At 43.3% G+C, this 14,424-nt stretch carries 9 protein-coding genes; all 9 read left to right on the top strand.

What is annotated here, in order from left to right:
* Positions 1 to 115 precede the first annotated feature (115 nt).
* The 9 genes from PY091_RS11705 to PY091_RS11665 all read left to right on the top strand — a co-directional run bounded on the left by PY091_RS11705 (position 116) and on the right by PY091_RS11665 (position 14,423).
* Complete coding sequence (locus tag PY091_RS11705; protein ID WP_275649840.1) at positions 116 to 3,403, top strand: SusC/RagA family TonB-linked outer membrane protein; 3,288 nt, start codon at positions 116 to 118, stop codon at positions 3,401 to 3,403.
* Positions 3,404 to 3,422: 19 nt separating this feature from the next.
* On the top strand, positions 3,423 to 4,877 hold the full coding sequence (locus PY091_RS11700; RefSeq protein WP_275649839.1) for a SusD/RagB family nutrient-binding outer membrane lipoprotein: 1,455 nt from the start codon (positions 3,423 to 3,425) through the stop codon (positions 4,875 to 4,877).
* Positions 4,878 to 4,886: 9 nt separating this feature from the next.
* Positions 4,887 to 6,557: an alkaline phosphatase family protein gene (locus PY091_RS11695; protein ID WP_275649838.1), complete on the top strand. Its 1,671-nt coding sequence runs from the start codon at positions 4,887 to 4,889 to the stop codon at positions 6,555 to 6,557.
* Between the two features lie 2 nt (positions 6,558 to 6,559).
* Positions 6,560 to 7,834 (top strand): MBL fold metallo-hydrolase, encoded by a 1,275-nt coding sequence (locus PY091_RS11690; RefSeq protein ID WP_275649837.1) that lies wholly within the window; start codon positions 6,560 to 6,562, stop codon positions 7,832 to 7,834.
* A complete protein-coding gene (gene pbfA / locus PY091_RS11685; protein ID WP_275649836.1) occupies positions 7,812 to 9,182 on the top strand; it encodes a (R)-1-hydroxy-2-aminoethylphosphonate ammonia-lyase in 1,371 nt (456 codons plus the stop codon). The genes PY091_RS11690 and pbfA overlap by 23 nt, the downstream gene beginning before the upstream one ends.
* A complete protein-coding gene (locus tag PY091_RS11680) occupies positions 9,182 to 10,786 on the top strand; it encodes a fibronectin type III domain-containing protein (protein WP_275649835.1) in 1,605 nt (534 codons plus the stop codon). Before pbfA ends, PY091_RS11680 begins: the two co-directional genes overlap by 1 nt.
* On the top strand, positions 10,776 to 11,852 hold the full coding sequence (locus tag PY091_RS11675) for an alkaline phosphatase family protein (protein WP_275649834.1): 1,077 nt from the start codon (positions 10,776 to 10,778) through the stop codon (positions 11,850 to 11,852). The genes PY091_RS11680 and PY091_RS11675 overlap by 11 nt, the downstream gene beginning before the upstream one ends.
* Positions 11,853 to 11,993: 141 nt before the next feature.
* Entirely contained in the window at positions 11,994 to 12,626 is a 633-nt protein-coding gene (locus PY091_RS11670) for a Crp/Fnr family transcriptional regulator (protein WP_275649833.1), read from the top strand.
* 63 nt (positions 12,627 to 12,689) lie between these two features.
* Positions 12,690 to 14,423 (top strand): SulP family inorganic anion transporter, encoded by a 1,734-nt coding sequence (locus PY091_RS11665; protein ID WP_275649832.1) that lies wholly within the window; start codon positions 12,690 to 12,692, stop codon positions 14,421 to 14,423.
* Position 14,424: the final 1 nt, after the last annotated feature.

The raw sequence follows: 14,424 nt of genomic DNA, 5'->3' as shown, positions 1-14,424 counted from the left end.
GTGTTTCTTTTAACCTTTCCGTATCATTTTTTTAATCTGTTTAAAGGCCTGTCTTAACTCTTGTGTTGGATATTTGTTGATAAATAATTAACCGAATTTTACAAATACTCAACAAATGAAAAAATCGATTGTAGCATTTTTACTTGCATTTACAGTAAGTATAATTAGCTATTCGCAAGTCACCTTTTCAGGAAAGGTATTAGACGAGAACAACGTGCCATTGCCCGGTGCTTCGGTAGTTGTAAAAGGCAGCTCCAATGGGGTGGCCACAGACTTTGATGGAAATTTCGAGATCGAACTTCCACAGGGCGACGAAATCTTGGTGGTATCCTATATAGGATATATTTCACAAGATCTTCAAACTGCGGGTAAATCTACCGCAACAGTGGTGATGCAACCAGATTCACAATTGCTGGACGAAGTTGTTGTTACCGCTTTGAACATTACCAGGGACGAAGAATCCTTGGGGTATTCGGTACAAAAGGTTGCTGGAGAGGAAATCTCTCAATCCACAAGTACCAATACAGTAAGTACCTTATCTGGTAGAACTGCCGGTGTACAGGTAGTTACAAACGGTACCGGTCCCGGACAATCGTCATCGGTAGTGATCAGGGGTTACTCCTCTATGCAGGGAGATAACCAACCACTATTTATAGTGGATGGTATTCCGATCAACAATACAACGGATACAAGGACCAACACCCTTGGAGGTGCCTCCAACATGAACTTGGATTATGGTAACGGTGCAGCCGAGATCAACCCGGATGATGTGGAATCCATTTCTGTACTTAAAGGAGCGAACGCAACTGCGCTATATGGTTCCAGAGCTGCGAACGGAGCGGTTATTATCACTACCAAATCTGGTAGAGGGCGTAAAGGTGGAGTTAGCTTTAGCTCCAAGACAACCTTTGAAAGTGTTTTAAAAGCTCCTGAATATCAAGGAGTGTACGGTCAAGGTAAAAACTTTGATTTCCAATTTGTGGATGGTTACGGAAGCGGTACATACGATGGTGTGGACGAATCTTGGGGTCCGCTTTTGGACGGTACCTTGCGTGCACAGCACGATTCTCCTACATCCAACGGACTTCGGGGAGGTGACGTTCATGGTCTGGACTATGTCCTCGGTTCTTCAGGTGTTGATCTGGCCAGAAGGGGAACAATAACGCCTACCCCATTTGTATACGGCGGAAATCCTGCCGAAGAATTTATGGAGACCGGTAGGACGCTTATCAATACAGTTTCTTTTTTCGGATCTAACGATAGCGGTAATTATCGGGTTAGCTATACCAACTTGGATAACAAGGGTATTGTTCCAAACACCGATATTAAAAGGAATACAATCTCTGCTTCCGGTGATTATCAGATCTCCGATAGACTAAAAGTTTCTTCCAAAATCAACTATATACGTTCGGATTCGGACAACCGTCACGTAAACGGATATGGAACGGAATCGGTAATGTACTTGTTCATCTGGTGGGGTCAGCAAGTGAATGTAAATAGTTTGAGAAACTACTGGCAAGATGGTTTGGAAGGCTTCCAGCAGTACAATTACAATTATAACTATCACGATAACCCTTACTTTACCATGTATGAGAATACAAACGGTTTGGCAAAGGACAGAATCATTGGTAACCTTTCCGCTACCTATGATATCAGTGATGACTTCAAGTTTATGGTAAGAGGTGGTCGCGATTTCTTCTCGGAATACAGAACGATCAAAAGGGCTTATTCCACACAGCGTTTTCCAAATGGACAGTTCAGGGAAGATAAGATCAACTTCCAGGAAACCAACTTGGATTTCTTGTTGACCTACGACAAGGATGTGACCAGCAAACTTCATGTCAATGCAAACTTTGGTGGAAACAGAATGGTACAGAAGAACCATTACAATTCATTGATGGCCAATAAGCTTTTGATTCCTGGAATCTATTCTTTCTCCAATGTTGATGGAGCATTGGTACAACGTTCCAGCCGCCCGGAAAAGCAAATCAACTCTTTGTATGCTTTTGCGCAATTGGGATGGGACAATAGTATCTACCTGGACCTTACCGCTCGTAACGACTGGTCTTCAACACTGCCAGAGCAGAACAACTCATATTTCTACCCTTCAGCTTCGTTGAGTGTGGTTTTATCCGATCTTTTTGATTTTGGAAACCAAGATGTACTGAGCTTTGCGAAACTTAGGGGAGGTTGGGCTCAAGTGGGTAGCGATACCGATGCCTACAGACTATCGGAATACTATGCATTGGGAACCCCGGTAGGGGATAATCCAACTGCAGGGCCTACCAATACGTTGCCAAACTTCGATTTGAAGCCGGAGATTCAAACTTCTTACGAGTTCGGTACCGACTTAAGGTTCTTCAACAACAAGCTTTCGTTGGATGCCACTTACTATAACACAGTTTCCAAAAACCAGATTTTGGATATTGACCTGCCTATTACCTCAGGTAAAACAGCAAGAACAATCAATGCCGGTAAGATCCGTAACCAAGGATTGGAAATTATGTTGAGTGCAAACCCGATTTCCAATCAAAGCTTCAACTGGAATACTTCTTTCAACTTCGGGTTGAACAGAAATAAGGTTCTGGAATTGGCGGATGATGTGGAAAGATACCAATACGGAGGTAACGGTATTTCATTGGTTGCCGAAGAAGGAGGATCTCTTGGAGATATGTACGGAACCGGATTGGTAAAAGTTGAAGACGTAAATAGTCCTTATTATGGTGAAGTGATCTTCAATAATGGTTTGGTACAACAAGACAACACACTAAGAAAAGTAGGAAACTTTAACCCTGACTTTACGTTGGGTTGGAACAACACTATTTCATACAAGAACCTTTCCTTTAACTTTCTATTGGATTGGAGACAAGGTGGTGAATTGCTATCCAGAACACGTTTGATCGCCGCCACTTCCGGTAACGTAGTGGAAACCCTTTGGGGACGCTCTCCAGAATATGGAGGTCCGCACCCAGGTATTACAGATTCCGGACTTTCTTATACAGATGGAAATGGAGTTGCGCAAACAGATGGTATCATCGGTGATGGAGTGATGTTACAAGATGGGGAATATGTGCCCAACAATGTAATCGTTGCAGCCAACGCTTACCACAACAACAGATATAGAAGGGACAACGATACCGAAGGTATTTACGATGCCACTTTTGTTAAGTTGAGAGAAGCAAGGTTGACTTACGATTTTCCAACCAAATTGTTCAAAGGTGATGATATCAAAAAATTGAGCTTCTCCCTTATCGGAACCAACCTTTGGATGTGGGCAAAAGACTTCAATCACGGTGACCCAGAACTATTGTCTTTCGGAGGAGGAAGCTATGTGCCAGGGGTTGAAAATGCCACCGTACCGACTACTCGTAGTTTAGGATTTGCAATCAACGTAGAATTTTAATCAGGTTAACAATAACAACATGAAAAAGATATTTTTAATAGCGACAGTACTTGCAATGACCCTTGGGTCCTGTGACAAGTTTGACGTGAGCAACGATAATCCAGATGTTGCATTGAACATTAACCAAAACCCAGAATTGCTTTTGACCAATCTTCAAAGAAGATCCATTCGTGAAGCAGTAGGGGGTTCTTGGAGTGAAGGAAACCTAATGGGACAATATGGTGCGCGTATCGTATTTACCTCTTTCGACCTGTTCGATTGGGGTGACCAAAGTGGAGCTTGGAACAATTATTACTACACCATCAGGGATGCAAAGGAATTGGAAAATCTGGCCAGCGAAAACGAACTGAACAGTTATGTGGCCGTTTCCAAGATCATGCAAACTTGGGCGTACAGTATTCTTACCGATATGTGGGGAGATGTACCTTACTCGGAAGTAAACCAAGCAAGTGAAGAAAATTATACACCTATGTACGATACACAGGAAGCGATATATACGGCCATGCTCGCCGAGCTCGCAGCGGCAAACTCACTTTTGGCCGGATCCAATTTAACACAGATCAAAGGGGATTTACTTTTTGATGGTGATTTGGACATGTGGAGAAAATTCGCCAACTCATTAAGAATGCGTCTTGCACTGCGTTTGAGTGAAGTTTCGCCTTCTGTTGCCTCTAGCACCATCTCCGAGATGTACAACAGTCCTGCTCAGTTCCCTATTATGGAATCCAACGATGATAACGCAGCCCTTACATTCTTGGCAGCTAATCCAGATGCCCACCCTGTAACCGAAGAGTCTGTTTATCGTGTGGGGTCGTACAACGAATACAGAATTTCGGAGCATTTTGTTACCATGTTGGAAGGATTGAACGATCCACGATTGGAATTCTTTGCCGACCCAACGGCCAACTCCGTGGAAGCGGGCACGCCAGAAATTGTTGGGATGTTGAACGGTGTGGTCGATGGACCCGCCTACACCTATCAAGGTGGGGATGCATTCCTTTCTAAATTCAATATCGATTACTTCTACTTTCAGCCGAATACCAACCAAGCAAGGTTGATGCTGTACTCCGAAGTACAATTTATATTGGCCGAAGCTGCACAAAGAGGATGGATATCCGGTGATGCCCAATCATTTTACGAAGAAGGGATAACCGCAAATTTCGAATATTGGGGTGTAGATCTTCCAGCAGATTATTTGAGCAGTGCGGCCGTAGCTTTCGACAATTCGTTGGAAACCATTATGACCCAGAAGTACATCAACTTGTTCTATACCGACTACCAAGGCTTCATCGAATATAAAAGAACCGGGTTCCCAGCTACAATTGCACCGGGGCCAGACGCCTTCTACGATGTGTACCCAAGTAGGTTCGAGTATCCAAGTAACGAGGAATCCTTGAACAATACAAACTATACCGAAGCTGCTACCAGAATCGGTGGTGACCAAATAACTACCAAGGTTTGGTGGGAAAACTAAGGTTTGCCAATGTGTTTTAAGAAGTTTGATATAGCAATGATCATGACCATGGGAACTTTGTTCCTGTGGTCTTGTTCTTCTGATACGGATGCAACTCCAAAGGGAATTGAACATATTGTTGTCATCGGGATAGATGGCATGAGTCCCAATGGGATTCAAAATGCCAGCACCCCAACAATGGATTCAATGATCCAGAATGGAGCGGCGACCATGCATGCAAGATCAGTGCTCCCATCCAGTTCCAGTCCAAACTGGGCCAGTATGATCATGGGGGCCGATACCGAACAACATGGTGTGACTTCGAATGGTTGGGAAAAATTCAACCATCAATTGCCACCCGTTGTTCAAACAGAAAATGGAACTTTTCCAACCATATTTACCTTGTTCAAAGATCAACAACCCGAGTCCCATGTAGGTGCCATTTACGATTGGGATGGTTTCGGTCGTTTGTTCGAGAAATCGGACGTTGATTTTGATATTGATGGGGACCATGAGGACAAAACCACCCAAGCTGCGGTGGACTACATCAAAGCACATACCCCAAAGTTCACTTTTGTGCACCTGGACCATGTGGATCATGCAGGTCATGCTTTGGGCCACGGCAGCCCAGATTATTACAAATCGGTAGAAAAGGCAGACTCCCTTATTGCAGCAATCTTAGATGCGACCAAACAAGCTGGAATCTTTGAGAAAACCATGTTCATAGTATCTGCCGACCATGGCGGATTGGGCTTTGGTCATGGAGGGGAAAGTTTGGCAGAAATGGAGATCCCATTCATTCTGTACGGTGCCGGTATCAAAAAAGGATATAAAATGGAAGAAACCGTTTATCAATACGATAATGCACCAACTGTCGCCTATGCTATGGGATTGAAAACGCCGCAAGCTTGGATTGGTCGACCTGTAAAAGGAGCTTTTATAGGAAATGAGGCCCCAAAACTTATCTATAAGCGTAAAAAGCAAATAACCCAACCCAAAATTCTTCCGGATGCAGGCTATTTTGAGCCGTCCGGGGGAGTTTTTAAAGCAGACTCCGTAGCTGTTGTGATTCAAAACCCAAATAATGTAGGAGAAGTTCGATACACCATAGGAGACAAAGTACCCTCTTTGGAAAATAGCCAAGCATACAAGGACACCTTCTATTTAAAACAGACCACCATCATCAAAGCTGGGATATTTAATGAAGGGCGATTGGTGAGCACCATTGCAGAAGGAAATTTTAGGATTGTGCCTGAATCAAATGAGGATGCGGTAAAGTTTCAGGTTTATGAAATCGCAGGGATTGTCAAATTACCGGATTTTTCAAATTTGAGTCCATCGCATAAAGGTTTTGTTACCGAGTTTTCACACAAGCAATCACTTGCTGAAGATATGCCTCAAGAGCAGATAGCAGTGGTTTTCGAAAGTTACTTGGATATATTGGAAGAAGGTAGTTATACCTTTTTTACCAATAGTGATGATGGTAGTAAGCTCTATGTAAATGGAACCCAAATCGTGGACAATGATGGTGACCATGGCGTAATGGAGCGCAGTGGTTCGTTGGATTTGAACCAAGGAAAACATTTGGTTCGCGTGGAGTTTTTTAACGGGGGAGGCGGCTATCATTTGGATGTGAAATACAAAGGACCGAATACCCCAAAACAAATCATTCCTGCAAATCATTTATATAGAGAAAAATAAGAATGCATTTCAACCTCAATAAAATTGGTCTACTGCTCATCAGTATTTTGATGGCCTCCATTTCCAATGGGCAAACCGAACAATTACCTCCATGGCAACTTGGCTATTTGGATATTCACCATATCAATACCGGTAGGGGCGATGCCGCTTTTATGGTATTTCCCGATGGTACAACCATGTTGGTGGATGCAGGGGACATGTCAGAGACCCATGAACGAACCACATCGAGCAGAAATGCAAAGCTGGTTCCGAACAGGTCCAAAACAGCACCGGAATGGATAGTGGATTATATAGATCAATTTTTGCCCAAAAAACAGGAGAGAAGGTTGGATTATGCACTGATTACCCATTACCACGACGATCATTTTGGTGAAGTTGATTCTTTGCGAAAAATAGCACCGGGAGGGTATCAACTGACCGGGATTATGGAAGTTGGCACTTTGATTCCCATTAAAAAATTAATCGATCGTGGGTTCGACTTTCCATTGGACTTAAAAGATGGGAAAGTGCAATCACAAGAACGGTTTTCCAATGACAAATATGGATTGATTCCTACTTTGAAAGAGTATTGGAAGTTTATCGATTATCAATCTGAAAAGGTAGGACTGAAAAACGAAGCCTTGAAGGTTGGAAGTGCAAATCAAATTGTATTGCGTCATCATCCAAAGGACTTCCCTGAATTTTTGGTGCAAAATATTGCCTCGAACGGAAATATTTGGACGGGCTTTGACGATTCTTTCCATTCTCTTTTTAAGAAAGGTGAGTTCCATGGGGAAAACCCATTGAGCAATGCCATTCGAATCGATTTTGGCAAGTTCAATTATTACACAGGAGGAGACATTGCCGGAATCGACGGCCTGGGTCAAACCGACATCAACGCATTGGAATCACATGTGGCACCGGTGGTCGGAGCTGTGGATGTGGCAACACTCAATCATCATGGGAACAGGGATTCTCAAAATCCATTTTATGTCCGGACCATAAGACCCCGAGTTTGGATCCAACAAAACTGGACGGCGGACCATCCCGGAGAAGAAGTCCTCCGCAGAATATTATCAAAACAATTATACCCCGGTGACCGGGATATTTTTTCAACCATTATGCTGCAAGGCACCAAGGACGTGATCGGTGGCAGGTTGGACCAATATAAAAGTCAGAATGGACATATTGTTGTTCGGGTGTACGACAATGGAGACACATACAAAGTTTATGTATTGAACGATGCATCCGAAGAACGGGAAATATTAACTGAACATGGACCATATAAAGCGCGATAAGCACAACTCAGAATCTGTTGTGGAAGGCGATATCAACCTGACTCCTGCACGGCGGGAATGGTTGCGGAACGAAGTAGGCGAAGAAACAAGGGTGTTACTGGAAAAGGATGCAAAATACTTTATGCACCAATCCATGTCAACGCCTTGTTTGGACGTGCTCCAAAATTGTGAAGGCTCTTACATTGAAAGTGTTTCTGGGAAAAAATACCTGGATTTTCACGGGAACAATGTGCACCAAATCGGATTTTCCCATCCAAAAATGGTGGGCAAATTAACCGAACAGCTTCAGGGCTTGACTTTTTCCACCCGAAGATATGCGAACGAAACAGCCATTCAATTCGCGGAAAAATTAACTTCCTACACCCCTAAGGGGCTTAACCGAATTTTGCTCACTCCAAATGGCAGTTCAGCCATAGGAATTGCGTTAAAATTAGCCCGTGCCGTAACAGGAAAACACAAAGTGGTCTCTTTTTGGGATTCGTTCCATGGCGCTAATCTGGATGCCATTAGTGTGGGAGGGGAATCTGTTTTTCAAGAATATATGGGGCCTATGATGCCCGGGATTGAAAGGATACCACCCCCAATAACCTACCGAGGAATTTTTGAGGGCAATGAGGACAAAGCACTCGAATATTTGGAATACGTTTTGGAAAAAGACCATCAAATCGGGGCGTTTTTGGCAGAGACCATTCGCAATACCGATGTACAGGTCCCATCAAAAAAATTCTGGAAGGGAGCAAGGGAGCTGTGCAGCAAACATGGAGTTCTATTGATTTTGGATGAGATCCCCATCGCATTTGGACGTACTGGGAAAATGTTTGCGTACGAACTGTTTGATATTGAACCAGATATTCTGTGTTTGGGCAAAGGACTAGGCGGTGGCATTGTTCCTCAGGCTGCCATTGTGACCAGAGAGGAGTACAATACATTCGGAGACATTTCCCTAGGTCATTACACCCACGAGAAAAGTCCGTTGGGTTCCATGGCAGGATTGACCCTTTTGGAAGTAATCGAAGAAGAGAACATACTGCAAAAGGTAAAGGATGATGAAGAGTTTATGAGGAGGGCCCTTCGAAAAATGCATCGAAAATATTCCTTGATCGGTGATGTGCGTGGTGTTGGACTTCTGTGGGGAATCGAATTGGTAACCGATAGGTCTACTAAGAAAAAAGCGACTGCCGAAGCCGAAGAAATTATGTACGAGTGTTTAAAACAGGGATTGAGTTTTAAGGTTTCCAAAGGAAATGTACTGCAACTGTCCCCACCATTGACCATAACAAGAGAAGAACTGGAAAAGGCAATCGAAATATTGAATTGTGCCTTTTTAAAAACCAATGCTATAGCCTAATGAAAAAAATCAACCAACTACTCATTGTATTTTTTGTGGGTGTGATGCAACTCACCGCCCAGTCTCAACCCCAAATTTTAGTGCAGCCCTATTTACAGGATGCGGAACCAAATTCCATCGTGATCATGTGGGAAACCACAAGCGGCGAAGAAAGTATCGTGGAATGGGGAGCCACTGAAAAATTGGGTAAACGGACTTCTGGAAAAGCTGAGGACATCAATTTTTCCGAATCCAGAGTGCATACGGTTAAACTGGAAGGTCTAAAACGATTCACGGAATATTATTACCGGGTAAGGACCGGCAAGGCTACGTCCGATATTTTTCAGTTTAAGACCCCACCGTTCGCAACCGATCAGGAGAGCTTCAACATCGTTGCCATGAGCGATATGCAATACGATAGTCAGCATCCCAACAAGTTTTCCGAAATCGTGAACCAAGGAGTGCTTCAGTATTTGGAAAAAGAACATGGCGGCAAGTTGCCCGATAACCTTGCCATGGTGATGATACCGGGGGATTTGGTAGAGAGGGGCAGTAAATATTATCAATGGAAGGAGCATTTTTTTGATCCAGCACAAAAGTTGTTTGCAGAGGTGCCCGTATATCCCGTTTTGGGCAATCACGAACGCAATTCTGTTTTTTACTTCAAATATTTCAGCTTACCCAAAAACGGAACACCCGCCTACGCTGAGCATTGGTGGTACAAAGATTACGGCAACACTCGAATTATTGGCTTGAATTCCAATGATGGGTATCGTGATCTGGGGGAACAATATCAATGGCTGGAAAAAGTATTGGCCGATACCGAGAAGGACGACAACATCGATTTTGTGTTCGCTCAATTGCACCACCCGCACAAATCGGAACTTTGGATTCCCGGTGAAGAAGAATCAACAGGAAGAGTCGTGAAAATGTTGGAAGCATTTTCGACCAAAACAGGAAAACCTAGCATCCACTTTTTTGGACATACCCATGGATATTCAAGAGGACAATCACGAGACCATAAACACTTATGGATCAATGTGGCCTCTGCGGGTGGCGCCATAGACAATTGGGGCGAGTTTGAGGGCAGGGATTACGATGAGTTTACCGTTACCCAAGACGAATACGGTTTTGTGATGGTAGAAGTGGACGGAAACAGAAACGACCCCAAGTTCACCATTAAAAGAATCAGTCAGGGCAACAATATAAAATCAAGACAAAATGAGCTTAGGGATAGCATAACCATTTGGCGATTGGAGAAGAAGCCTGATGCGCCAAAGGTTGTCTCACCCATCAACGATATAATCGTTGCCGATGATTTTGCCACTTTAAAAGCTAACGAATTTTCAAGTTCGTTGAGCGGAGCATTCCATGCTGCGGCACACTGGCAGGTTTCTGAATCACAAGATTTTGAAAAGTTGGCCTTGGATAGCTGGAAACAGTTCGAAAACTGGTATTACAAAGAAGACCGTCAAAAGGACGACGATCTGACCGATGAAAAAACAAAACGATTGAAACCCGGCAGAACCTATTACTGGAGGGTTCGTTACCGTGATCAAAACCTGAATTGGAGTGATTGGTCCGAAATAGCATCATTTAAAACAAAGGAAGAAAATGAAAAATAGGATTTTGCTTTTGATGGCTGCCTTCGCAGCAAGCTTTAACATCCATGCGCAAAGCACAAAGGATACCAAAGTAATACTGATCACCTTGGACGGTTTTCGTTGGCAGGAACTGTTCACTGGTGCCGATTCATTATTGATCGGGAACAAGGATTACGTCCATGATGCTGATATGTTGACCGAGGCTTTTTGGAAAGAAACCCCAGAAGACCGAAGATCGGTTTTGATGCCTTTTTTCTGGAGCCAAGTAGAAAAAACGGGTCAAATTCACGGGAACAGGAACAAGGGGAGCAAAGTCGATCTGACCAATAGCATGTGGTTTTCCTATCCTGGCTACAACGAAATCTTGACAGGTTCTGCGGACGATGTGCATATCAGGAGCAATGATAAAATGCAAAACCCCAACACCACCATTTTGGAACGGTACAACAATACCTCCGAAGGGAAAGGAAAAGTTGCCGCCTTTGGTAGTTGGGACGTTTTCCCGTTCATTGTGAACGAGGAGCGTTCTGGGGTGCCGGTAAACGCTGGTTTCGAGGAGGCAACAGTGGATTTGACGGAAAAAGAGAAGTTCTTGAACGAATTGCAAGGTCAAATTCCAAGTCCATGGGGCAGTGTTCGATTGGATGCATTTACCCATCATTATGCCTTGGAACATATGAAAAAGGAACATCCGAGGCTGGTCTATATTTCATATGGTGAAACCGATGATTTTGCCCATGATGGGGATTATCAGGCTTATTTAAAATCGGCATACAATACCGATGCCCTGATCAAGGATATTTGGGAATTTACCCAACAGGATGATTTCTACAAGGATCAAACGGTGTTTTTGATCACTACGGACCATGGTAGGGGAACGCAGCCGCTGGATACCTGGAGAAGCCATGGTGCCGATGTAAAAGGCGCAGGACAAGTTTGGTTCGTAACATTTGGCCAGGGTGTTGAGAATTTGGGTGAGGTTAAACAGGACGAGCAATTGTATTCCAATCAGATTGCCCCAACGATCCTAAAAATATTGGGAATGCCCATCGAGGACGACATCAAGGGAAAACCCATAAAATTATAGTTTAAGTACGTTTGATTCAGTTTATTAGTTTGCGTTAATGATGAAGACCCGGGCCCATGGTTCGGGTCTTTCTTTTAAAGGGTCCCCTATGGGCCATCGTTTTTTTCAAAATGGTTACCTTAGGGGATGTATTTAAACTTTATGGAAGAAGAACTTTTAGGAATATTCAGCAACTATTTTGAGCAACCCCTTATAGATGAGATTGTTCAGGAAGGAAAGATAATAGAAGTCCCCGCGGGAGAGACCATTATGGACATTGGGCAATATATCAGGAGTATGCCCTTATTGTTGTCCGGGGCCATTAAAGTTCTTCGCGAAGATGATGAAGGAGACGAATTGCTACTGTACTATCTTGAACAGGGAGAAACTTGTTCTGTGACCATGGCCTGTTGTATGGGGCATACTAAAAGTGAGATAAGGGCCATTACGGAAACCGATGCCAAAATAGTGATGGTCCCGGTTCAGAAAATGGAAGAATGGATGGCCAAGTACAAAGGGTGGAGAAACTACGTTTTTGACAGCTATCAAAACCGATTGAACGAGCTCTTACAAACGGTGGACAGTATCGCATTCAAAAATTTAGATCAACGACTTATGGATTATCTCAAAAAGAAGGTTGAGGTGACCAAGGACAACCGTATACGAAGTACGCATCAAGAGATTGCCTATGATCTGCACACCTCAAGGGTGGTGGTTTCCAGATTGCTGAAAAAACTGGAAAAAATGAAAAAACTGGTCTTGCACAGAAATTACATCCATGTAATCGACCTGTAAGTCTGTGCCCTTTGTTACTGAGGGTTGCATGTAGGCATATTATTTTTGCACAAAACCGATCGCATGCTCAAAAGGATTTTCCCTTTTTTAACATGGATATCCAACTATAATCGTTCAACATTCTATGGCGACTTAGTTGCAGGATTTACCGTGGGGATTATGTTGATCCCGCAGGGGATGGCATATGCTATGATAGCGGGTATGCCCCCTATTTATGGGCTGTACGCAGCTTTGGTCCCACAATTGGTGTATGCGGTCACAGGAACATCCAGACAATTGGCCGTGGGTCCAGTCGCCATGGATTCCTTATTGGTGGCAGCAGGAATCGGAGCCATGCAACTAGCGGGTCCCCAAGAATATATTGCCGCCGTTATCTTCTTGACATTGCTCATTGGACTGCTCCAATTATTGTTGGGTATTTTAAAAATGGGCTTTTTCGTTAATTTTTTATCCAAGCCTGTTATTAGCGGATTTACTTCAGCTGCCGCAATTTTAATCGGGCTGGGTCAGTTAAAACATATTTTAGGGGTCGAATTACCGCAATCTGGTAAAATTTATGTGCTTTTAGGAAGCATTTTTAACAGTCTGCCACAAATCAACCTACTCACTTTTGGAATAGGTGTATTGGTAGTTCTCATTATCATAGGCCTACAAAAAATAAATAAAAAATTGCCCATTCCGTTATTGGTGGTTGTTTTGGGAATTTTGTCAGTCGTATTGTTGGGGTTGGAGGCCAAGGGTATAAAGGTAGTCGGCGAAATACCCAAGGGTCTGCCCAGTTTTCAAATACCCGGGATGCAATGGGATAAATTAGGTGAGTTTTTGCCCATAGCACTCACGGTGGCCTTGTTTGGTTTTATGGAATCCATATCCATTGCAAAGACAGTGGAAGAGAAACACCCTGAATACGATTTAGATCCCAATCAAGAATTACGTGCCTTGGGAATGGCCAATATTTTTGGATCGTTTTTCCAGTCGTTTTCCGTGTCTGGCAGCTTTTCAAGAACGGCGATCAACGATCATTCAGGGGCTCGTACCGGAATGGCATTAATTTTCAGTGCCCTGCTCGTGGCCTGTGTACTTTTGTTTTTAACCCCGCTCTTCTACAATTTACCAACCGTTGTTCTTGGAGCAATAATCATGGTGTCCGTATTTGGTCTTATAGATGTAAAATATCCACTGTTGCTATGGAAAAATAGGAAGGACGAGTTCATCTTATTGGTGGCCACCTTTATTATGACGTTGTCCATTGGTTTGATAGAAGGCATACTTTTAGGAGTATTACTTTCACTGTTATTGCTCGTATATCGGATTTCCAATCCACATATAGCTATTTTGGGGAAAATCAAGGGGACCAATTATTTTAAAAACGTCAACCGGTTTTCAGAAGATGTTGAGGTAGAGGAGGACAAGTTGATATTACGTTTCGATGCACAGCTATATTTTGGGAACAAGGATTACTTTAAAAAACAACTGTACCATCAAATTGAAAAGAAAGGCCCCAAACTAAAATTTATAGTGCTCAATGCAGAGGCCATTAATTATATAGATAGCAGTGCTTCCGTAATGTTGGAACGAATCATTTTGGAACAACGGGAAAAGGGCATACAATTTTTGATAGCGGGCGCCATAGGCCCCACTAGGGATATATTGTACACCAGTGGAATTATGGATGTATTGGGCGAAGAGAACCTTTTTGCCCAAACTTACGACGCAGTTGAATGTTGCAATAACCCAAAGACTTTGAGCAATATACAGAAAAAGGTGTCCCAACAGTACAAAGCCAGGACTTTGTAAC

The sequence above is a fragment of the Flagellimonas okinawensis genome, assembly GCF_029194005.1.
GTDB classification, from domain to species: domain Bacteria; phylum Bacteroidota; class Bacteroidia; order Flavobacteriales; family Flavobacteriaceae; genus Flagellimonas; species Flagellimonas okinawensis.
The sequence above is the reverse complement of the archived record's forward strand: the minus strand, read 5'-3'. Positions and strand labels throughout refer to the sequence as shown.